Origin of the sequence: Rhizobium mongolense subsp. loessense, from assembly GCF_900099775.1 — a bacterium.
GTDB classification, from domain to species: Bacteria; Pseudomonadota; Alphaproteobacteria; order Rhizobiales; family Rhizobiaceae; genus Rhizobium; species Rhizobium loessense.
Genome location: NZ_FMTM01000002.1, coordinates 719,103 through 739,876, shown reverse-complemented (window position 1 = coordinate 739,876; position 20,774 = coordinate 719,103). Strand labels below are relative to the sequence as shown.

The 20,774-nt window shown below is 61.4% G+C and carries 22 protein-coding genes; 6 read left to right on the top strand and 16 right to left on the bottom strand.

What is annotated here, in order from left to right; all coding sequences use genetic code 11:
• Positions 1-14: 14 nt before the first annotated feature.
• The 9 genes from BLP23_RS11165 to BLP23_RS11125 form a co-directional block, all read right to left on the bottom strand.
• The gene (locus tag BLP23_RS11165; protein WP_092584917.1) at positions 15-989 is read right to left on the bottom strand and encodes a substrate-binding domain-containing protein; all 975 of its coding nucleotides are present in this window, start codon (positions 987-989) and stop codon (positions 15-17) included.
• A gap of 42 nt (positions 990-1,031) precedes the next feature.
• Positions 1,032-2,045, bottom strand: a complete 1,014-nt coding sequence (locus tag BLP23_RS11160; protein ID WP_092584916.1) for an ABC transporter permease — start codon at positions 2,043-2,045, stop codon at positions 1,032-1,034.
• Entirely contained in the window at positions 2,042-3,532 is a 1,491-nt protein-coding gene (locus tag BLP23_RS11155) for a sugar ABC transporter ATP-binding protein (protein ID WP_092584915.1), read from the bottom strand. The genes BLP23_RS11160 and BLP23_RS11155 overlap by 4 nt, the downstream gene beginning before the upstream one ends.
• A gap of 12 nt (positions 3,533-3,544) precedes the next feature.
• Positions 3,545-4,804: a TRAP transporter large permease subunit gene (locus BLP23_RS11150; protein ID WP_092584914.1), complete on the bottom strand. Its 1,260-nt coding sequence runs from the start codon at positions 4,802-4,804 to the stop codon at positions 3,545-3,547.
• Entirely contained in the window at positions 4,801-5,331 is a 531-nt protein-coding gene (locus BLP23_RS11145; protein WP_092584913.1) for a TRAP transporter small permease, read from the bottom strand. Before BLP23_RS11145 ends, BLP23_RS11150 begins: the two co-directional genes overlap by 4 nt.
• A 24-nt stretch (positions 5,332-5,355) precedes the next feature.
• Positions 5,356-6,360 (bottom strand): TRAP transporter substrate-binding protein, encoded by a 1,005-nt coding sequence (locus BLP23_RS11140; RefSeq protein WP_092584912.1) that lies wholly within the window; start codon positions 6,358-6,360, stop codon positions 5,356-5,358.
• A gap of 63 nt (positions 6,361-6,423) precedes the next feature.
• A complete protein-coding gene (locus BLP23_RS11135) occupies positions 6,424-7,461 on the bottom strand; it encodes a transketolase family protein (protein ID WP_092584911.1) in 1,038 nt (345 codons plus the stop codon).
• Positions 7,458-8,297: a transketolase gene (locus tag BLP23_RS11130; protein ID WP_092584910.1), complete on the bottom strand. Its 840-nt coding sequence runs from the start codon at positions 8,295-8,297 to the stop codon at positions 7,458-7,460. Before BLP23_RS11130 ends, BLP23_RS11135 begins: the two co-directional genes overlap by 4 nt.
• 36 nt (positions 8,298-8,333) lie before the next feature.
• The gene (locus BLP23_RS11125) at positions 8,334-9,095 is read right to left on the bottom strand and encodes an SDR family NAD(P)-dependent oxidoreductase (protein ID WP_092584909.1); all 762 of its coding nucleotides are present in this window, start codon (positions 9,093-9,095) and stop codon (positions 8,334-8,336) included.
• Between the two features lie 141 nt (positions 9,096-9,236).
• Here BLP23_RS11125 and BLP23_RS11120 point away from each other — a divergent pair, with 141 nt between their 5' ends.
• Positions 9,237-10,133, top strand: coding sequence for a LysR substrate-binding domain-containing protein (locus BLP23_RS11120; protein WP_092584908.1), 897 nt, complete (start codon positions 9,237-9,239; stop codon positions 10,131-10,133).
• A 72-nt stretch (positions 10,134-10,205) separates the two neighbouring features.
• Here BLP23_RS11120 and BLP23_RS11115 read toward each other — a convergent pair whose 3' ends face one another.
• Positions 10,206-10,598, bottom strand: coding sequence for a DoxX family protein (locus BLP23_RS11115; protein ID WP_092584907.1), 393 nt, complete (start codon positions 10,596-10,598; stop codon positions 10,206-10,208).
• Between the two features lie 144 nt (positions 10,599-10,742).
• Between BLP23_RS11115 and BLP23_RS11110 the strand changes: the two genes are divergently transcribed.
• On the top strand, positions 10,743-11,123 hold the full coding sequence (locus tag BLP23_RS11110) for a winged helix-turn-helix transcriptional regulator (RefSeq protein ID WP_092584906.1): 381 nt from the start codon (positions 10,743-10,745) through the stop codon (positions 11,121-11,123).
• Between the two features lie 83 nt (positions 11,124-11,206).
• On the opposite strand, the gene BLP23_RS11105 is transcribed toward BLP23_RS11110, so the two are convergent.
• From BLP23_RS11105 to BLP23_RS11090, 4 genes are read right to left on the bottom strand one after another with little or no spacing between them, the layout of a single operon-like run.
• Positions 11,207-11,647, bottom strand: a complete 441-nt coding sequence (locus tag BLP23_RS11105; RefSeq protein WP_092584905.1) for a lipocalin-like domain-containing protein — start codon at positions 11,645-11,647, stop codon at positions 11,207-11,209.
• A 40-nt stretch (positions 11,648-11,687) separates the two neighbouring features.
• Positions 11,688-12,155 carry a cyclophilin-like fold protein gene (locus BLP23_RS11100; RefSeq protein ID WP_092584904.1) on the bottom strand — a complete coding sequence of 156 codons (468 nt, stop codon included), beginning with the start codon at positions 12,153-12,155 and terminating at the stop codon, positions 11,688-11,690.
• A 12-nt stretch (positions 12,156-12,167) separates the two neighbouring features.
• Positions 12,168-12,914, bottom strand: a complete 747-nt coding sequence (locus tag BLP23_RS11095) for an SDR family oxidoreductase (RefSeq protein ID WP_092584903.1) — start codon at positions 12,912-12,914, stop codon at positions 12,168-12,170.
• A 13-nt stretch (positions 12,915-12,927) separates the two neighbouring features.
• On the bottom strand, positions 12,928-14,130 hold the full coding sequence (locus BLP23_RS11090; RefSeq protein WP_092584902.1) for an MFS transporter: 1,203 nt from the start codon (positions 14,128-14,130) through the stop codon (positions 12,928-12,930).
• A gap of 96 nt (positions 14,131-14,226) precedes the next feature.
• On the opposite strand from BLP23_RS11090, the gene BLP23_RS11085 reads away from it, so the two are divergent.
• Positions 14,227-15,126: a LysR family transcriptional regulator gene (locus tag BLP23_RS11085; RefSeq protein WP_092584901.1), complete on the top strand. Its 900-nt coding sequence runs from the start codon at positions 14,227-14,229 to the stop codon at positions 15,124-15,126.
• A 207-nt stretch (positions 15,127-15,333) separates the two neighbouring features.
• Here the strand turns inward: BLP23_RS11085 and BLP23_RS11080 are convergent, their stop codons facing one another.
• Positions 15,334-16,191 carry an alpha/beta fold hydrolase gene (locus BLP23_RS11080; protein WP_092584900.1) on the bottom strand — a complete coding sequence of 286 codons (858 nt, stop codon included), beginning with the start codon at positions 16,189-16,191 and terminating at the stop codon, positions 15,334-15,336.
• The gene (locus BLP23_RS11075) at positions 16,188-16,769 is read right to left on the bottom strand and encodes a glutathione S-transferase N-terminal domain-containing protein (RefSeq protein ID WP_092584899.1); all 582 of its coding nucleotides are present in this window, start codon (positions 16,767-16,769) and stop codon (positions 16,188-16,190) included. The genes BLP23_RS11080 and BLP23_RS11075 overlap by 4 nt, the downstream gene beginning before the upstream one ends.
• A gap of 47 nt (positions 16,770-16,816) precedes the next feature.
• Here BLP23_RS11075 and BLP23_RS11070 point away from each other — a divergent pair, with 47 nt between their 5' ends.
• The 3 genes from BLP23_RS11070 (at position 16,817) to BLP23_RS11060 (ending at position 20,774) form a co-directional block, all read left to right on the top strand.
• Positions 16,817-17,185, top strand: coding sequence for a helix-turn-helix domain-containing protein (locus BLP23_RS11070; protein ID WP_092584898.1), 369 nt, complete (start codon positions 16,817-16,819; stop codon positions 17,183-17,185).
• A gap of 270 nt (positions 17,186-17,455) precedes the next feature.
• Positions 17,456-20,143, top strand: coding sequence for an ATP-binding protein (locus BLP23_RS11065; RefSeq protein WP_092584976.1), 2,688 nt, complete (start codon positions 17,456-17,458; stop codon positions 20,141-20,143).
• Positions 20,144-20,231: 88 nt separating this feature from the next.
• On the top strand, positions 20,232-20,774 hold the full coding sequence (locus tag BLP23_RS11060; RefSeq protein WP_092584897.1) for a type 1 glutamine amidotransferase family protein: 543 nt from the start codon (positions 20,232-20,234) through the stop codon (positions 20,772-20,774).

Below are 20,774 nucleotides of genomic sequence, written 5' to 3'. Positions count from 1 at the left end.
CCGCCTTTTCCTGGTCAGTTGCTCGGCGGGAAAACGCGCGCGATCACGGCCTTGGCCTCGGGCGTGTCGATCTTGTCGGCAGTCACGAGCGGCATGACGAGAGCAAGATCCTTCTCGACCTTTGCGTTTGTCAGTGCATTGAACACCTGCTGCGTGCCGTCAATGCCTTGGCCGACCGCTTCCTGGAAGAAGATGCCCTGAATGGCGTTGGCTTTCAGAAGCGCGATGGTCGTCGGGCTCCCGTCGGCGACCGTGATGCCGATCTTTCCGGTCAAGCCACGGGTCTCGAGAACCTTCGCCGCGCCGGTTCCGGCCTCGTCATACATGCCATAGATCGCCTTGATGTCCGGATGGGCAGTCAGCATGTCATTGGCCTGCGTCACGGCTTCGTTCACGGTGAGACCGCGCGTCTCGAGCATCTGAGCGAGTTCGCAGCCATCGGCCGCAAACGCCTCCTTAGCCCCCTTGAGATATTTCTGGGCGTTCTCGCGGTCCTGAGGAAGGGACAGCATGCCAACCTTGTTGCCGCCGCGCTCTTTCGCGAGCGCGCAGACGAAGCTGCCCTGCGCCTTCCCCGTCTCGTAATTGTTGGCGGTGACAGAGGACGTGTAGTCCGTCTGGCCGGGCTGCGGGCCGATACCGGCAAACGCGATCGGGATGTTCTGGGATTTCAGGTAGGCGAGCAGCGGCGGCGTGCTGGTCGAGCTCACGGGACCGATGACAATCGCATCGACGCCTTTGGTCACGGCCGTACGCGCATTGTCCATCTGCTTGGCCGGCGAATTCTCCGAGGTGAACTCCACATAGTCCATGCCGAGCTCTTGCGCCTTCTGCTTCACGCCGAAGCCGACCCATTGCCAGTAGGAAATGTCGAGCGATGGCGCGAGATAGGCGACCGTCTTTTTCTCCTCCGCATGCGCCACGCTCGACAGTGCCGCCAGCGCGACGCTCGCTGCCATCGCCAGCCACCCGTTCAGTTTCTTCTTCATGCCTTCTTCCTCCTCTTGACGTCCAGGTCTCCCCAGGACGGATTACACGGCACCGCGCCGCGATTTGCTGAAACGATCGATCAGGACCGCGACCAGGATGGCGAGGCCGGTGACCGATCCCTGCCAGAAGCTGTTGATGCCGATGAGATTGACGCCGTTCTGGATGACCGTGATCATCAGGGCCCCAAGGACGGCGCCCACCGCCGTTCCCGTGCCGCCGAGCAGGCTGGCCCCGCCGATGACGACAGCAGCGATCGCCTGCAGCATCAGGCTGGAGCCCGCCGTCGATTCCGCGTTGAGAATGTAAGAGATGGTGAGCAAACCGGAGAAGGATGCGAGGAGGGACGAGGCGACATAGGCGAAGAACTGCGTCCGCTTGACGGGAATTCCAAGAAGATGGGCGGCTGCCGCGCTGCTGCCAACGGCGTAGAACCAGCGCCCCGCGACCATCTTCTTGAGAAATATTTCGATGACGACGAGCAGCACGATGCAGAACAGGATGTAGTTCGGCACGCCGGGGACAAGGCTGCCGCTGTTGAGCAGCCAGAAATCCGGATCGCCGATCGGCATGGACCGTCCATTGGTGACGATGAAGGCAAGCGAGCCGGCAACGGCGAAGGTGATCAGCGTCACCACGAAAGGCGCAAGCCCCGCCACGGTGACAAGAAAGCCGTTGATCGAGCCGAAGACCAGGCCGACTCCAAGCCCGGCGAGGGCGGCGCTTACGCCGCCGAAACCCATGGCCATGGCCTGCGCCGTGACCATGCCCGTCAGCGAAAAGACGGATCCGACCGAAAGGTCGATACCGCCGGTGATCACCACGAGAAGCACGCCGAGCGACATGATGATCAGCGGTGCGCCCGCCTGGGTGATGTTGGCAAAGTTTCCCCAGCTCAGCGCCTGCGGCACCTGGGTTCCGACCGCCAGCACAAGAAGGACGATTGCCCCGGCGATCGCCAATTCCGTCCGGTAACTGGAAAGGAGACTTTCCCGGGTCCGGATTGCCGGTCGCGTTTCGATACTTGCCCCGGCTTGGTCCATGATGGTTTTCGTCATGCCGCCATTCCTGTCAGTGTCGCGAGCCTGTCCTCGCTGAGTTGGTCGCGTTCGATCACACCAGACGAGCGCCCTTCAGTGTCGAAGGCCAGCACGCGGTCGCAAACTTCAAGCAGTTCCGCATTTTCCGTGGACCACCAGACGATCGCGGTTCCGGTTGCCGCCATGTCGCGGATCAGTTGGTAGATTTCCCGCTTGGTGCCGATATCGACGCCACGCGTGGGTTCTTCGAGGACCAGAAGGCGAGAGGGCAGATTCAGCCAGCGGGCGAGAAGCAGCTTCTGCTGCGTGCCGCCGCTCAGCGTATTCGGCAGGTGCCAGAGCGAGCCCGCCTTCACCTTGAGCGCCTGCATCAGGTCGAGGCACTCGACCCCTTCGTGCTTCCTGGCGAAGAGCGAACCCCGTGTAACGCGACGCGATGCGAGCACGTTGTCGATGATCGGCAGGGAGTGAAGGATACCGCGATGCGCCCGGTCGCCTGTTACGAAACCCGCGCCGAGTCGCGCCGCCTGATGCGGGGAGCGGAAACGAGCCGGCCATCCCGCGCGCGTCACCGTCCAGCGCTTGGCGTGGGCCGCCCCGACGAGGGCGGCGATCAGCGTCTCGGGGCCTGCCGGGGCACCGGCAACGCCGAGGATAGTCCCCGGCTGCAACACGACGGAGAAGCCGTCTTCGGTGATGGTCAGCGGTTCTCCTGCCATAGACTGTTGCGCCACCCTGATGGCCCGTGGAGCGGCCATAACGTGAGCCTGGCCCATATGCTCGACGATCGCGCGGTCAGTCAGGTCGCCCGTCGGCACGCTCTTCACCACCGTCCTGCCGTCCCGGATGATTGAGCAGACATTGGCGATCTGGCGGATTTCCTTCATGCGGTGAGAGACAAAGACGACCGAGAGGCCATTGTCCCGCGCAAGTCGCCGCAGGACGCCGAACAATCGCTCCGTTTCGATTGCGGTGAGATTGGCGGTGGGCTCGTCAAGCAGGATGAGTTCGGCGCCCGAAGACAGGGCTCGCGCGATCTCCACCATCTGCCCCTCGTGCAGGCTGAGATCGCCGACGAGGCGGTTTAGCGCGACCGCCGCGAAGTCGCGGTCGATCATCGACAAGGCGTCATGCGCCTGTCTTGTCGCCAGGCGCCGATCGTAGAGGCGGGATCCCTTGCGGAAGTGTGGCAGCGCGATGTTCTCCGCGACGGTCAAATGCGGGAGAAGCGCCAGTTCCTGATGGACCACGGCGACCTTGAGGCGACCGTCCGTCTCGCTGAGGAGGTTGCCCGAGGCGTCGCGGAAGAAGAGTTCGCCACCGTCCTTCGTGGCCGTTCCCGTGATGATGCGGATGAGTGTCGACTTGCCCGCGCCGTTGCCGCCGAGGAGCGCATGTATTTCGCCGCGGGCCACCGAGAAATCGATCCCTTTCAGCACTGCGGTCGCGCCATAGGCTTTGGTGAGGGAACGGACTGAGACGATGTTCTTCTGGTCCTCGGTCATGGCGCATGGTCCTCAATAGAGCGTGAGCGCAGGCATGAAGCTCACTGCAAGCAGCAGTGCCATTGCCATGGCGAAGAAGGGCCAGAGCTCCCGCGTCGTCTCGCCGAGCGGTGATTTTGCGATCGACGACGAGATGAAGAGCGTCGTGCCAATCGGCGGCGTGTAAAGTCCGATGCCGAGATTGATCACCATCATCAGCCCGAGCTGGACCCGGTCCAGTCCGATCGCATCGGCGAGCGGTACGAATATCGGCCCAAGCAGCAGGATGGCCGGCGGCATGTCGAGCGGCATGCCGACGATGAGCATGAGGATGTTCATCATCAGGATGATGACGATCGGGCTCGAAATGTTGGCGGCGACCCAGTCGGCCATTTGCTGCGGTGCCTGGTCGAAGGTCAGCACCCAGCCCACGGCCGCGCTGCCCATGATCACCAGCATGACAACGCCGGTCGCCACGCCCGCCTCGACCACGTTGTCGCAAAAGCGCTTCCACGTCAGGTCGCGATAGTAGGCCAGGCTGAGCGCGAGCGAATAGACGACCGACAGGACGGCAACTTCCGTCGGCGTGGCCAGGCCGAACCGCAGGAAGAGGATGATCAGAACCGGCAGGAGCACGGCGGGCAGGCTCTTTAGCGCCAGCGTTGCCAGTTGCCGCCTGCTGGTTGCCGAGGCCTGCGCGGCATAACCCCGCCTCACTGAGATGAACCAGCAGACAAAGACGAAACTCGCGGCCATCAGGATGCCCGGCAGGATGCCGGCGATGAAGAGGTTAGCGACGCTGACGCCGCTCACCAGCGAAAAGAGGATCATCGGAATCGACGGCGGGATCAGGACGTCGATGACGGCCGACGTGGCATTGTTGGCGGCGCAAAGCGCGGGTGGAAAACCATGCTTCTTCTGCCACGGGATGAGCACGGAGCCGAGCGCACTGGCATTGGCCACCGCAGAGCCGGATACTCCCCCGAACACGACGGACGAAACGACGGTGGTCGATAGGGGTCCGCCACGCCAGCGCTGCATCGCATGGGATGCCAGCTCCAGCAGTTGCCGGCCGAGCTCACCGCCGAGCATCAGCGTGCCGGCCAGCATGAAGAACGGCAACGCGAGCATCGGAAAGGATTGGGTCTGGTCATAGATCTGCTGCGCGACGATCGACAGCGGCAGATAGCCGTTGAACAGGACCGCGATGCCGGCAGAAATGATAAGGGCGTAGCCGACCGGCACCGCCATCATCATCAGCACGCAGAAGACGATGATCATCAAGATGGTCATAGCGCCACCTCTCCATTCTCGGTGTTCGTCCGGGACTCCCAACCGAGGCGCAGCACGCGCAGGACAACGCCGAGCGTAACGATTGCCACGAGCACGGAACCTATGGCGAGAGCGAAATACCCCATGCTATTGGGCAGTTGGAGGACCGGGCTGTGTTCGATCCCAGCGATCTCGCCGACCCGGTAGGCCTGATAGCCCAGCACCAGAAAAGCCCCGGCACTGACGGCATTGGCGACGACGAAGGCGGTGGAACGGGCAGCGCCTTGCAGCTTGTCGTAGATCCATTCGACGGCCATATGGCCGCCGGAATGAGCGGCGAGCACGATGCCGCCCAGGATGAACCATGGAAAGATCAGCACCGGCAGCTCCTGAGCGAAAGAAAAGCCTCCCCCGGTCAGCACATAGCGGGCAAAGACGTTCGCCGTCATGAAGACCATCAGCGCTATCCCGCTGAAGATGACGACCTGCCGCGCAAACCAGACGATGGCCCGCACCGTGGCTTCTATGAAACTTGAGAGGCTTTTCATGGGGTGCTCCCGTTGAGAAAGGCCTCAGCCTTTGGCGGCGGATTCGATCTGGGCGACAAAATCTCCAAAAGGCTTCTGCTTCCAGGTCTCGGCGACCGAAGCGGTTGCCTTGGCGAAGGCTTGCCGGTCCACCTCGGTGACCTCGATTGCCGCATTGCCCCGGAACGCTGCGAGGACCTCGGCGTCCTTTTCGGCGGAAAGCTTGCGCTGGAGCTCACCGGCTTCCTTCGCAGCCGCCTTTACCGCCTCAAGGTCACCGCCCAGTCGCGCCTGAGCGACCTGCGACATCAGGAACGGCGTCGATTCCCACTTATGACCGGTCAGGCTGATGTACTTGTTGACCTCGTAGAGCTTGGAACTGTCGATATTGGCGAGCGGGTTCTCCTGTCCGTCGACCACGCCCTGCTGCAGGGCCACATAGAGTTCGGAGAAGGCGATCTGCTCTGTCGCAGCCCCCAGGGCCTTAAAGATGTCCATCGTCATCGGATCGGCCGGCGTGCGGATTTTCATGCCGCTTACGTCGGTGGGCGCGGCGACGTTGCGCTTGGAGTTGGTGAGATGACGGATGCCGTTGTCCCACCAGTCGAGCGGCACAACGCCGACGGCTTCGAAGCGCTTGACGAACTCGCCACCCACTGGACCATCGAGAACCTGCATTGCCTTTGCGGTGTTCTCGAACAGAAAGGGAAGGCCGAGTGCTGCAAGTTCCGGGACGAGCGCGGACGTCGCGCCCTGGCTGTTGGCAGTGAAATCGAGAGCACCCGTGCGCAGGCTTGTGAGCATCGCTGAGTCGTTGCCCAGCGTCTCCGCGCCGGCAACGTTAATCGTGACGCGGCCGGCCGTCTTGTCAGCCACCAATTCCGCGAACTTCGCCGCAGCGACTGTTCTCGGATTTCCAGGTGCGGCGCCGTGACCGAGGGTCAGCGTCGTGCCGGCGCGCGCGGGCCGAACCATGGTGGCGATCGCCGGCGCGGCCAGCACGGTTGACGACGCTGCCAGAAACTGGCGTCTGTTGATCTCGAACTTCATCTTTTCTCCTCCACTTGGAACTGTTGCGGCCCGCCGCGCTCCTCAACGCGGCAACCGTGCGACCTAGCGGTCTAGCCATCCCCTGATTTGCGCCGCGATCTTCGCGGTCGATATCCCGTACATGTCGTGCAAGGTCGGCAGGGCGCCCGCTTCGAGGAAGGCGTCCGGTAGCCCGATCTGCCGGAATGCGGCGGGGCGCAGGTTCGAGCGCATCAAGGTGGCGGCGACCGCCTCTCCGAGACCGCCGATGACAGTGTGGTTCTCGGCAACGACGACGAGCCGCCCCTGCTTGGCGCATTCGGCAAGGATCGTGGCTTCGTCGAGCGGCTTGATCGTGGGAACGTGCAGCACGCCGGCATCGACACCGTCCTTGCGGAGTTCTTCGGCCGCTTCGAGCGCGCGCATCGTCATCAGGCCCGACGAAATGATCAGCGTATCGCTCCCGTCGCGCAGCAGCTTCGCCTTGCCCAGCTCGAACCGATAACCGTACTCCTCGAGCACGAGCGGCACGTTGCCGCGCAGAAGCCGCATGTAGACCGGACCCCGATGGGCGGCGATGGCGGGCACCGCCTGCTCGATCTCGCTCGCGTCGCAGGGATCGACGATGGTGAGGTTCGGCATGCCGCGGAACATCGCGATGTCTTCGGTCGCCTGGTGGCTGGGGCCGTAGCCGGTGGTGAGCCCGGGCAGCGCGCAGACTATCTTGACGTCCAGCATCTCTTCGGCAATCGCCAGGCAGATAAAGTCATAAGCCCGGCGCGAGGCGAAGACGGCGTATGTCGTCACCCAGGGCTGCAGGCCTTCGCGCGCCATGCCGGCCGCCGACATCATCAGCAACTGCTCGGCCATGCCCATTTGATAGAAGCGGTCGGGATGGGCTGCGCGGAAGACATGCAGGTCGGTATATTTTGCGAGATCCGCCGAAAGGCCGACGATGCGGTCATCCTTTTGCGCCAGCGCCGAGAGCGCGTGGCCGAAGGGTGCGGGCCGGGTGGGCTGGTTGGCTCCGGCAATGGAGGCGATCATCGCCGACGTCGTCAGCCGTGGCCTGTCGGCGTTGCCGATCAGATGCGTCGGGCGTTCGTATTTCGAGCGTCTCATGCCGTTGCTCCCGCGTCGATGATCCGGATCGCCTCGGCCCATTCATGCGGTTCCACGCGCAGAAAGTGGTTGCGCTCACGCGCTTCAAGGAAGGGCACGCCCTTGGCCATTTTCGTATCGCAGATGATGATCCTGGGCTGCGTCTCAGAATGATGGCGCGCCTTGTCGAAGGCTTCGACGAGCGCATCGATGTCGTTGCCGTCGACGCGCTGGACGAACCAGCCAAAGGCCTCGAACTTCGGCCCGAGCGGCTCGAAGTTCATGACCCCGAGCGACGGACCGTCCGCCTGCATCTGGTTAACGTCGACGATGCCGATCAGGTTGTCGAGCTTGTAGGACCCGGCAGACATCGCCGCTTCCCAGGTCGATCCCTCGTCGAGTTCGCCGTCGGAAAACAGGTTGTAGACGAAGGAACGCGAGCTCTTGCGCTTGAGCGCGAGCGACATGCCGACCGCTATGCCGAGGCCGTGGCCGAGCGATCCGCCGGTGATTTCCATGCCCGGCGTATAGGCGGCCATGCCCGACATGGGCAGGCGGCTGTCATCCGTGCCATAGGTCTCGAGTTCATCCTCCGGAACGATCTTCGCCTCGATCAGCGCCGCGTAGAGTGCGATGGCATAATGGCCGATCGACAGCAGGAAGCGGTCGCGGCCTTCCCATTCCGGATCCTCCGGCCTGTAGGTCGTGGCATGGAAATAGGCGACCGCCAGAACGTCGGCGATGCCAAGCGCCTGCGCGATATAGCCCTGGCCCTGAACCTCGCCCATGCGCAGGGCGTGCCGGCGAATGCGCCGGGCCCGTTCGGGAAGACTGATATTGTGACCGACCTGGGCCATGCTTTTCCTATCCTTGTCAGACTCTTCGCGGGCGGATCAGTGGATCAGCATGCCGCCATTGACGTCGATGACCGCACCGGTGACGTAGGCCGAGAGATCGGATGCGAGGAAGAGATAGATGTTGGCCACGTCGCCTGCCTCGCCCAATCGGCTGAGCGGGATGCCCTTGATGATGTCGGCGCGCATGTCGGCCGAAAGCTTGTCGCCGGTGATGTCGGTCTGGATGAGGCCGGGCGTCACGCAATTGACGCGAATGCCGTTTGGACCGAACTCCCGCGCCATCGCCTTGGCGAGGCCGAGAACGCCGGCCTTGGCGGCGGAGTAGTGCGGACCGCCAAAAATGCCCCCGCCGCGCTGCGCCGAAACTGACGACATGCAGGCAATCGACCCGCCGCCGTTAGCGCGCATATTGGGTATGAAGACCTGGCTCAGATTGAGGACGCCCGTCATATTGACGGCGACGATGCGCTGCCAGTCCGTCTCAGAGATCTCGAGCGTCTTTACCGGCTGGGTGATGCCGGCATTGTTGATGAGGATATTCGCCACGCCAAAGGCAGCGAGCACCTCGCCGGCTGCCGACGCGCAGGAGGCACGATCGGCCACGTTGCAGCGCAGACCAATATGAGCACCATGGTCGACGGGCGTAAGGTCGCTGGCGGCTGCCTTCGCCTCCTCGGCATTGATGTCGAGAATAGCGACGCGTGCGCCATGTGATGCAAAAAGCTCGGCCGTGGCCCGGCCGATACCGCGTTTGCTCGCCGCGCCCGAAATGACCGCGGTCTTTCCCTTTAACAGCATCTCGTTCTCCTCCCGATGCCTCTCCCCGGCATCTGGCAATACCGTCGAATGGATCACTCCATGACGAGATTTCTGACCGAACAGGACCGCCGCGACAAACGCGAAGTTTACATCTATGGGTGAATCTGTTTCACTAATCCCATGCTGCAAATGACCTCACTCTCCGCCATGCGCATTTTCGAGGCTGCCGCCCGGCTCGGTTCGTTCCGGGCGGCGGCCGAAGAACTTAACCTCTCGCCGAGCGCGGTCAGCCATGCGATTGTGCGGTTGGAACGCGATCTTGGCGTGGCTCTCTTCGAGCGCACGACGCGCAGAGTTTCGCTGACTCTCGCCGGGCAGACACTGTTGAACCATGCTTCGAACGCGTTTGAGGAATTGCGGCGCGGTGTTGAGCAGATTTCATCCAACAAGGCGCAATTGCTGCGCCTGCACTGCGCTCCCAGTTTTGCGGCGCAGGTGCTGTCACCGCGCCTGCCGCAGTTTCTCCAGGAAAATCCCGGCATAGAGGTCCGGGTGGCCGCCAGCACGAACTACGCCCGCTTCGTCGATGGTCTCTTCGATGCCGACGTCGTCTACGGCGAACCGTTGGATCGCGAAGACCTGATCGTCATCCCTCTTTCCGAAGAGATCGTCTCGCCGCTTTGCGCGCCCGAACTCGCGCGACAGATCAAATCCCCGCGCGACCTGATCCACCAGCCGCTGATCAGAAGCGATCTCAAGCGCATACAGTGGATCGACTGGTTCGAAGCCAACGACCTCGGACCGCCACCTTCTCCGTCGATGAGCTTTGATCGCAGCTTCCTGGCGGTCGATGCTGCCGTTAACGGGCTCGGCATCGCGCTCGAATCCGACGTGCTGGCCAGGCGCGAACTGGAAAGCGGTAAGCTGGTCCGTCCTCTCCAGCGGATCTGTCGGGATAACCGCTATATCGGTCATTATCTCGCCTATCCCAAATCCGGCAGCCAGCGGCGACTAGCCCGCGCCTTTGCCGACTGGCTGACGCGCCAATGCCTGCCGGCTGAAGCCGGTTCGAGTTAGGTAGACTACGCCTCAGTCTTCTCCGCCGTGATGCCCCATTTTGCTCGCGGCACATGGCAAGACTGAATCCCTTCAGTACGCCGTCTGTGACAGCGCGTAGGGTGAGGGGATGTCGCGTGCAGCGTTCTGAGTGGCGAACGAGGTGACGAGGAAAATCAGTCCAAGCAGCGCGGGGAGCGCGCCGAGAGGCTTACGAACGCCGAGGTGCGCCATGGCGGAAAGGACAAGGTGAAACAGCATGCCAGCGTACGCCAGATCACTCAGTGCCATGCTGTAACGTGACAGCACCACTGTGACGGCGAGAACCTTGACGGTGATAAGAACCTGAACGAGGTAGGCCGGATATCCGAATCCAGCGATCGTTGTGCGAACCCACTCGGTCTTTACGACGTAGGTCACGGCGGATGAGAGATACAGCAGGCTAAGAAGCGTCGTGCTGATCCAGTAGATGTGATTTTCGGCCATAGAATATCCTTTCCCGCCGGGTCCCCGGCGGGTTTCGTGTGTGTCGATTTTTCGTGGCTCCAGCGCAACTCAGCTCTGGTGTTCGCAAAGAAAATGTAGTGTAAGATCGATATGCGCAAGTAGGATGAATTTGGATGGGCTAGTATGGAAATGCATACTAAAGATGACGACGGCATCAACATGCACGAGGAGATGCGTCGAGCCTTCGCGTTGCTTTCCGGCAAATGGAAGCTGGAGATCATGTGGTTGCTCAACCAACGGGTCTATCGCTTCGGCGAGTTACGGAAGGCTATTCCCGGCATTACGCAGCATATGTTGACGGCGCAACTGCGGGAACTGGAGGCGGATGGACTGGTTTCGCGAACAGTGTTCGCCGAGGTGCCGCCACGGGTCGACTACGAGATCACCGCTAAGGCAAGGGGTCTCGGGCCGACCATGGAAGCCTTGACCGCGTGGTGGAACGAGTACGGCAAGACAGTCCCGGTGCGGACTACGACCCGAGGAAGACAGGCTACGTCAAGATAGAAACGCAAACTTTTCTCAAGCAGCCAGACGGTTATCGTCAGGCTGCCTGAGGTGTGTTGAAGGCGCTGAGGGTCCTTCCCCTCTTACAGCCGCTCGTACGTCACGCGCCAGCCTTCGGCTGCATTTGTCGGCGTGATCACCAACTGGTCTTCCGTTACTTCAAAATTCCGCTCGAGCCGTTGTCCGATAAGGTTGCGAACGAGCGATGAACCCACCGTGATGGCAAACGTCTTTCTCGCTTCGTCGACTTCGACCGGGCCGTAATAGGCCTCATAGCCATTTGCCGTGTAAGGCGTCGGCTCCGCCGAAGCGTCCGGATTCATGGCCTGCACGGACAGTGTGCCGCTTTTCGAGAAGATCACCTGCCCGGAATACGGAATCGTGTTCTGTCTGCCGCTCGCGTCGGTGAACTGAAGGGAGGTCATGTTCCACGCGCCAACGATAGAGCCCTTTTCGTCGTTGGCGAAGGCCGGGGACGATACCGCCACAGCCATTGCTATGATCGTGATCTTGAAGTTGTTCATCAGATAAGTCCCTTCTTGATGGATGGATGAAGGCGTGGTGTCAAGTCCGCTCTATGCGCACCGGGAATTCGCCGCGAACAAGCAGAGGTTTGAAGCCGTCATCGAAGCGGCCGAGCCTGATCAGGCCATCCCACTTGTAGTCGGCGTAGAAGAGAGCCAGGTTTCCCCAGGGCTTGAAGTAGCAAAGATCGCCGGGCTGTTCGTTGCCGAACGGGCCGCTACCGTCTTCGGTGAGCTTGCGGGGAAGGTAGACGATCTTCTCGTTTCCGCCGTAGTCCTCGATCTTGAGGCTGAGGGGCAGCATCGACGCGAAGTCTCGTGCGGACGGATTGTCATAGAGCGTCGCCGTCATGGCGTAGTCGCCAAAGCTCATCCTGATACGAACGTCCGTCGGCTCCTGACTGTCCGGATCGCGCCCCCGTTGTGCGAACGATGCAAAAGGCAGAGCAGCGGAAATCAAGGTTCCGACCAAGATTTTGCGGCGGGTAAGATGTGAAGACGAAGACATGCTCTTCCTCCGTCAGACAGGCTGCGCGGTCGGACGGAAAAGGATTTCGTTAATGTCGACGTCGTCAGGCTCGTTGACGGCAAAGGCCACGGTTCGGGCAAAGGTATCGGCGCTCACCGCGATCTTGCTGACGAACTCTCGGGTACCGGCCTGAATGTCCTTTTCGCTGATATGCTCGAGGAGCTCGGTGCTGACTGCGCCCGGAGAGATGATCGTGGTGCGGATGTTGTAGGGCTTAACTTCCTTGCGCAGGCCTTCGGAGAGGGCGCGGACTGCATGTTTGGTGGCGCAGTAGACGGTCGCTCCCGGATCGACTACATGACCGTAGACCGACGACACATTGATGATATGTCCGGATTTCTGGGTCTTCATGTGGGGAAGTGCGGCGGCTACACCATACAGGACGCCCTTGATGTTGACGTCGATCATGTGGTCCCATTCGTCGATCTTGAGACGCTCAAGCGGAGCCAGAGGCATCAGGCCCGCATTGTTCAGCATGACGTCGATGCGGCCAAACTCCCGGACTGCCGTCTCCACGAGATGCTTGACCTGATTACGCTCCCTCACGTCTGTCTGGACGGCTTTTGCCTTATGACCTCTTGCGGTGAGTTCGCTGGCGAGAGCCTCGATGCGATCGGCCCTGCGAGCACCAAGGACGACGATGGCCCCACGCTCGGCCAGATGGCGGGCCGTCGCCTCACCCAGTCCACTGCTTGCGCCAGTAATCACGACGACCTTGTTTTCGATCCCCTGCGACATGATGATCTCCAGTTCAAAAATTGGATTGGTGTTGGGTGCCGGGGCGCGACATTGCGGCGAGCCCGGCAGAGCAGGCGAGCAGGACGGCAGCCAGCAGAAACGCGCTCCACCAACCGACGGTATCGAAGAGCATCCCTCCGGCGAAAGCGCCTCCGGCAATTGCAGACTGGATCAACGCGACCTGAAGTCCGCCACCAGCTTCGAGATCGTCGGGGATGATCTGTGTCATCCAGGTGTTCCACGCAACGGGAATCGGCGTTGAGAGGAAGCCCCACAGCACGAGGACGGCCGCTGTGACGGCTTTGAACGAGCCGATACAGACCAGGAGAACTGCGAGGAGCGCAAGCACGCATGGAATCCCGATCAAGGCAGCACTCAGATGTCGTCGCAGCACGAGCCCGATTGCAAGCGTTCCGGCCAGTCCGCCAACGCCCAAGCCCAGCAGGACCATGGACAGAGTGTTGATGTCGAGGGCAGTGACGCGTTCAAGGAACGGTCGCAGGTAGATCGATAGCGAGTTCATGCCGATGAACGCGAGCGCCGTTGCCGCCATTCCGATCGCGAAGGTGCGGCTCCTGAGCAACCCGAACATTTCAGTCACCGATGCGGCTGCGGCGGCCGGCATCTTCGGCAGCACAGCGACTTGCCACACCAATGCCGCGAGACCGATGGGTACTGTGATTAGAAAGGTACCTCGCCAGCCGATGAGACTACCGAGGAAGCTCCCAAGCGGCGCGGCGGTAACGATCGCCAACGCGGTCCCACCCTGGAGCACGGCGATGGCCTTTGCGAGGTCGGGGCGGGATGCCAGGCGTGCGAGGATAGCAGTCGAAAGCGACCAGAAGCCGCCGATCGCGATGCCGACCATCGCTCGGCCGATCAGGAAAACTGGAAAGCTGCCTGCTAGCGCTACCACGAGGCTGGAGACCGCCAACACGGCAGTATAGGCGAAGACAACCGTTCTCCTGTCCAATCTGCTCAAGACGACATTTCCGAACAGGCTGGTAATCACCGCAAAAAAGCCGGACGCCGCGATCGCAAGCCCGGCTTGACCTTCTGTGACAGAGAGGTCCCGGGCGATCGGGGTCAGAAGGCTGGTCGGCAAGAACTCAAGCCCCACCAGGAGAAAGGTGAGGAGCGACAGGCAGATGACCGCGCCCCAAGGCGTTGTCTCCACGCGCCCTGTAAAACCTTCCTGCAGTGTGATCTCGGTCATTCGTGCATCCCGCTTCTGTTGTGAAGCAAGATAGTCAGGTTGGTTTCGAGCCACTAGAAGGTATAGTCTGCATGCCGTGGTGAGGGAGCCTCAACAATGCGTCGTGACGAATTCGCGGAAATGAAAGCCTTCCTGGAAGTGGCGCGGGAGCGTAGCTTCACGCGCGCAGCGGCGAAGCTGGGTGTGACACGCTCTGCTCTAAGCCATACGATCAGGGCGCTGGAGGAGCGGCTCGGTATACGTCTCCTTGCGAGGACGACACGTGACGTAGCTCCGACAGCCGCAGGGCAGCGTCTTGTCGAGAGGATTACACACCATTTTGAAGGCATCGCGTCGGAAATCAACGCGATCAAGGAACTGAGGGGCCGGCCGTCGGGGCATGTCCGTATCGTTTGCCCCGATGACGCCATCGACCTGGTGTTCCGACCGAGGCTTTCTGCCTTTCTCGGCGACAACCCTGACATCACCGTAGAACTCATCGTCGATAACGGGTTCACAAATATCGTCGAGCGCCAGTTCGATGCCGGGCTCAGGCTTGGCGAGGCAGTCGCCCGCGACATGATAGCTGTTCGGGTGGGGCCGGATGTCACGTACTCTGTTGTGGGTGCGCCTGCATACTTCGCGCGGTTTCCGTTCCCATCAAACCCTCAGGAACTGACAGGCCACGACTGTATCAATCTGCGCCTGCCAACATCTGGCACGCTCTACGCATGGGAGTTCGAGCAAGACGGTCGTGCGTTCAGTGTCCGGGTGGAGGGGCCGTTGACGCTCAGCAATATCGCCTCGGCCATCGACGCCGCTCTCGACGGAATCGGGCTCGCCTACGTGCCGAAAGACCTGGTTCGCCAACATGTGGAAAACAGCTCGCTCCGCAATGTCCTCGAGGACTGGTGTCCGACATTCCAAGGCTACCATCTCTATTACCCGAGCCGTCGCCTTGCTTCGCCGGCTTTCCGTGCGTTCGTGGATTTCTACCGATGGAGACAGGACCGGTAGGTAACTAACGGTTGGCATTGTTTTAGGGTTGGGGGAGCCGAGTCAATGACTGCGAAGGCGTTGAGCGGTCGGTGTGTGCAATGACAGCTGCTCGCGCCTTTGAGATGAATAGGTTTTCGTAAAAACTGGTCGTCGGTTCGGATCCCTTCAATAGCATATTGACCGCTCAGGCCGGAAACCGACGTCAAATCTTGCCCTCTGTCTCGTTCACTTGGCGGACGCTCGTCCTCTGACAAGTTCGTCGATAGCAGAGATGATCTGTTCCCAATCTCCGGGATGAATCTCATGGCCGCCACCTTTGATCCTCACGAACTTCGAATCCGCCACAGCGCGCGCGAGCGCCTCGCCGTGCGCCAGCGGAAAAACCGGATCGGCAGTGCCATGAAGAACGAGAAGCGGCAATGTCATCTTGTTCAGCCGGCCCCGCCATGTCTCGCCAACGTCGAAAAGGACGCTGTGGTTGGTGGCGTTGAGATAGCCTCCGGAGCGGTCGAAATCCCGTTCGATGAAGGCTCGGGTCCCGGCTTCGTCAAATGGATATGCCGTCCCCGCAGTCAGGCGCGCGTCCTCGACCAGATAGGCGACCGCGTCTGCCCGGTCCGACCAGTCGACCTCAACGGCCATATGTTCCATCCAGGCCTCGCCGCTTGCAGGGAAGAGCGAATTGTCCACCCCGACCGGCGAGCTGCTGATCACTGTCAGGGAAAGCACGCGATCCGGATTTTTCAGTGCGGCCACCTGGCCGACCATGCCACCGAGGGAAAAGCCGACGATATGAGCGTTCGCAATCCCGTAGCCGTCGAGCACGCGGAAGACGTCATCGACGGCGTCATCAAAGGTATAACCCGGCCGGCCGGGAGGATACTTTGTGGAAAGACCGGTGTCGCGCTGATCATAGCGGATAATGAAGCGGTCCCGTTCGCCGAGCCGGTGGCAGAATTCCTCCGGCCACCACAACATCGACGCCATTCCGCCCATGATCAGAAGTAGCGGCGGCTGAGTTGGATTGCCAAAGCTCTGCGTCGCGAGCTCGACCCCATCAGTGCGGATCACAAGCTCACTCATGCCAGGCCCTCGCGGTGCAGCGCCGCTTGTGCCGCGGGCCGTTGTCCGATCCGTGCGATGTAATCGCCAAACGGCTCGGGCAGGTGGAATCCGAGTTGAGTCGCGCCCCACGCCAGTTGGAAGAGGTAGGCATCGGCGACCGTAAAGGTCTCTCCGAACAGATAGCCCTGCTCCAGTCGATCTGCGACAAAGTCGAACCAGTGCAACAATTGTTGGCCGGTCGGCTCCCTGACATCCTCCGGAAGCGACAGGTAGGTGGGAAAGCGCTTGTGAATCTCGGTCGCGATGAAGCTCAGCATCTCGAGCAGGCGGTAGTGGCCCAGATGACCCTGCGGTGCGAGCTCGGGAGTGCGGTCGGCGATCCACGCCAGGATCGCGACATTCTCTGTCAGCACCTGGCCATCGTCGAACATAAGGGCAGGCACATAGCCCGTCGGGTTGATGTCTATGTAATGGCCGCCGCCTTCAATCTGTTTCGTCTCGAGGTCGACCTTGACCAAGTCGAATGGAATTCCAGCCTCCAGCATGGCGATATGGTCGGCCAGGCTGGTGAATCCGGGCGCACAGTAAAGCTTCATTGATTCGACTCCAAAGTGATTGCAATATGCAACTGGTTGTAAAGTAGATGAACTGCTTCATTAATGCAAGCGGTTTCGAACGGCCAACCGGCGGAGACGCTTCCTGGCAAGAGCGCTGGGCGTTCGAGACGATCGCTTCAGACCTGACGACAGCGCTAGATGTGATCGCATTCGAACGTGGACTTTCAGTCCACCATCTCGCCCGAGCGTTCCGTCAATCCGTCGGCATGTCACCGCACCAATGGCTCACCAAGCAGCGTCTCGGTTCGGCAAAGTGCCGCCTTCTGACGAACGGCGCCGATGGCCTTGCCGAGATCGCATCCAAATGCGGCTCCGCCAACCAGAGTGACTTCTCGCGGGCCTTCGCCGCTCGGATCGGTATTGCTCCCAGCGCATGGCGGAAAACTAGAACATAGTATAGTAGTCAATGAAGAAGTGTGGGTTGGAACCGATCATGTCCCGATCGAACATAGGATAGCCGGAACCGGCAAAACCGGACCGAAAACCCATAAGACTTTCGTTCAATCCTCATTGTTGTTATTGCAAGTCTCTGCGTCTGCTTGCAAACATGCGGCCGATCGAGCAGTGCCCTTATTCCGACTACCGCACTTTTTTATTATCCATTCGCGAGATAAACGGTGAGCGATATTCATTTCGGACCGTTCACGATCATACCGAGCCAGCGCATGCTGCTGCGTGACGGACAGACGGTGCCGCTTGGCAGCCGGGCGGCCGATATCCTCATCTTTCTCGCCCAGCACCCCGGCGTGCTCAAGGCGAACGCCGAGATCATCAAGCATGTCTGGCCGGACACTTTCGTCGAGGAGGCGAACCTCCGCGTCCATATTTCCGCGTTGAGGAAGGCCCTCGACGACACCCAGCGCGAATCCAAGATCATCGCGAACGTTCCGGGACGCGGCTACACCTTCATCGCAAAACAGTCCCTCGACAAGGCCGAAGCTCCGGCCATGGCGGTGCCCTTCCTCGGCTCGACAAGAGGCCCCTCCTCACCCCGCATCTTCGGCCGCGAGCACTCTATCGTTCAAATCGCGACGCAGTTGCGCCGTTCTCAGCTGCTGACCATCGTCGGGCCAGGTGGCATCGGCAAGTCCACGGTCGCGCGCGCTGTGATGGCGAGCGAAGCCATGCCCGAGGCTGTCTGGATCGATCTGTCGGAAGTCACCCAGGCAGGCTTGATCCCGACCACGATCGCCTCTGCGCTAGGTATCTTGGCCAGGAGCGAAGATATCGTCGGCGACATCGCCGACCATCTTGCCAGCCGTGAGTTGATCCTGGTGCTCGACAGTTGCGAGCAAGCCGTCGACGGCGTGGCCGCCACGGTCGAGGCCATTATCGCCATTTGCCCGACCGCGCGCATCCTCTCCACAAGCCGAGAGCCTCTTCGAGCGGACGGCGAACGGGTTCATCGGTTGCCGCCTTTGGAGGTGCCGAAGAAGATCGGCGGAGCGAATGACGCCCTCGCGTCGCCCGCAGTCCAGCTGTTTGTTGAACGCGCTGACGCCTGCCTCGGAGATTATCAGCTCACTGACGGGGACGCTCCCTACGTCGTCGAAATCTGCTCGCAGCTGGACGGAATCGCGCTCGCCATCGAATTGGCCGCAGGTCGCTTGGAAACGATAAGCGTGCAGGGTCTGGCGGCGTCGCTCTCGGACTGCTTCCGACTCCTGACCCGTGGCCGACGTACCGCCTTGCCAAGACACCAGACTCTCCGGGCCACTCTCGATTGGAGCTACAACACGCTGTCGCAGATCGAACGGACGGCGCTGCAGGAGCTTTCCGTGTTTCGGGGATGGTTCAGTGGCGAGGCCGCGGTAACGCTACTGTCGGGCGATCTTCCGGAAGACGATCTGGCTTCGCTGGTGTCGAAGTCGCTGGTCAGCGCGGACACGCAGTCAGCTGGGACGCGGTACCGGCTCTTGGATACGACACGAATCTATGCAGCCGAAAAGCTTGCGGCGGCCGACGGCACGAACAGAACGATGTCCCGCCTCGCCGGGTATCTCGAAGACAGGCTCGGGCGCGCCGAGCAGGAACTCTACGCCGCCGCCGTCGACGACTGGTCGGAGGACTATGCCTCGCTCGTGGCGAACCTACGTGCCGCGTTCGACTGGTCGTTTGGCCCGCAAGGCGATCAGCTGCTCGGAGTAGAGCTCACGGTGGCGGGACTTCCCCTTCTGTTCCGGTTGTCTCTACTGGACGAGTGCCTCGGGGCGGTCACCAGAGCGATCAACTTCCTGGAATCGCGGCCTGGATTGGACGAGCGCAGCCGTATGAAACTGTACGCCGCGCTCGGCTGGCCGCAGATGCGTGCGACCGACGCGCCGGAATACGGAATCCAAGCCTGGTCCACCGCGCTCAAGATCGCCGAGGAAATCGGAGATATCGACCATCAACTGCGGGCCATCTGGGCTTTGTGGGTCGATGCCATCAACCGGGCCCAACCCGCCTTGGGCATGGAGTTCGTCGAGAGATTCGGTGAACTCGCGGTGTCCTCGACCGATCCCACCGACACGATCATCGGCAAGCGTATGCGCGGTGCCACCCTGCACTGGCTCGGCCGCCACGCAGAATCATGCAACGAGCTGCGGCAAATGCTGCAGGAATATTCCGGCCTGCGGGGCGGTCAGCATTCCATACGCTTCCAGTTCGACCAGCGCGTGACTGCCCGCATCATCCTGGCGCGTGCCATGTGGGTTCTCGGCGAGGAGGCCGAGGCGTTGCAGGAAGTGCGCGAGACCGTCGACTATGCTCTCGAGGTAGGCCACACCCTGTCCCTCTCCAATGTTCTGGCCGAGGCCGCCTGTCCGATAGCGCTTCTGTCCGGCCGCGACGATCTCGCGGCCGACTACATCTCGCAATTGAGGGAGCAAACCAAGACGCTCTCGCTCGACGTCTGGCACTGCTACGCCGAATGCTTCGAGGCCGAACTGATGTTGCGCGAGGGCAGGGCGGAGGAATGCATCCGCGCCCTGAGGATTGGTATGGAAACGCTCTCGTCGGCAGGCTTCACCTTGTTCATGACCCACTTCCAATCGGTCGCCGCGAGCGCCATGTCCAAGCTCTCGCGTCATTCCGAGGCGCACAGGCTCATGGATGACGCGATCGAGCATTGCGGTGGCTCCGGTGAACGGTGGTGCCTGCCGGAACTTCATCGCGTAAAGGCGGCAGTCATCCTGTCCGAGGAGCTTGATGATGCCGTTTCTCGCGCGATGGAACATCTGACGCTTGGAGCCGAAGCCGCATGCCATGACGGCGCTTATTCCTGGAAAAGGCGGATCGATCGGGACCTGGCAGTGCTGTCGTCGAACACCGAAGCGGTGTCTGTCGCAAGGTGCGGTGCGTCCAGCCCTTGAAGGGCCAAGGAATTTACACGGATTTACAACTCTGAACTCGTTCTATGTCCTCGCGCGCGTGATGATAAGTGCAGAGCAGGAGAATGATATGAACGAAGAAGCCGCCATCCGCTTTCTGATACTGATCGTCGATGGCGAGGAAGGGGCAGGGAATCCCGAAGTAGGTTTGGAACGGATCGCGATCCCTTATTACGCGTTCAAGAACACCGGATCGGAGGTCGTCATGGCGACACTGAAGGGCGGCCCGCCGTTGATAGCGGATGGCATGCGGTCAGCCGACATGTCCGATGAAGCGGTCCGGAGGTTCCGGGGCGACCGGGATGCCCGCGATGAACTCGCCGACACCCTTGCGCTTGACCAGATCGTCGCCGAGGACTTCGCGGCCGCTTTCTGCATCGGCCTCTCCGGAGGGCTTTGGACGGACGCAGAAGACGGCGTCGCGGCGCTCCTCAGGAAATTCCTCGCTTTTGGCAAACCCGTGGCCTTGGTGCCCGGCAAGCACCTGCTCATCGCACCCGAGGGCGCGGGGAATGGCCTGCTGATCCTCGGCGACAACGATGACTCTCCGCTCTGTGCCGCCCGCGCCTTGATCAACGTCACTGCCGATTTGCGCCGCGACGGCCGTCTCTGA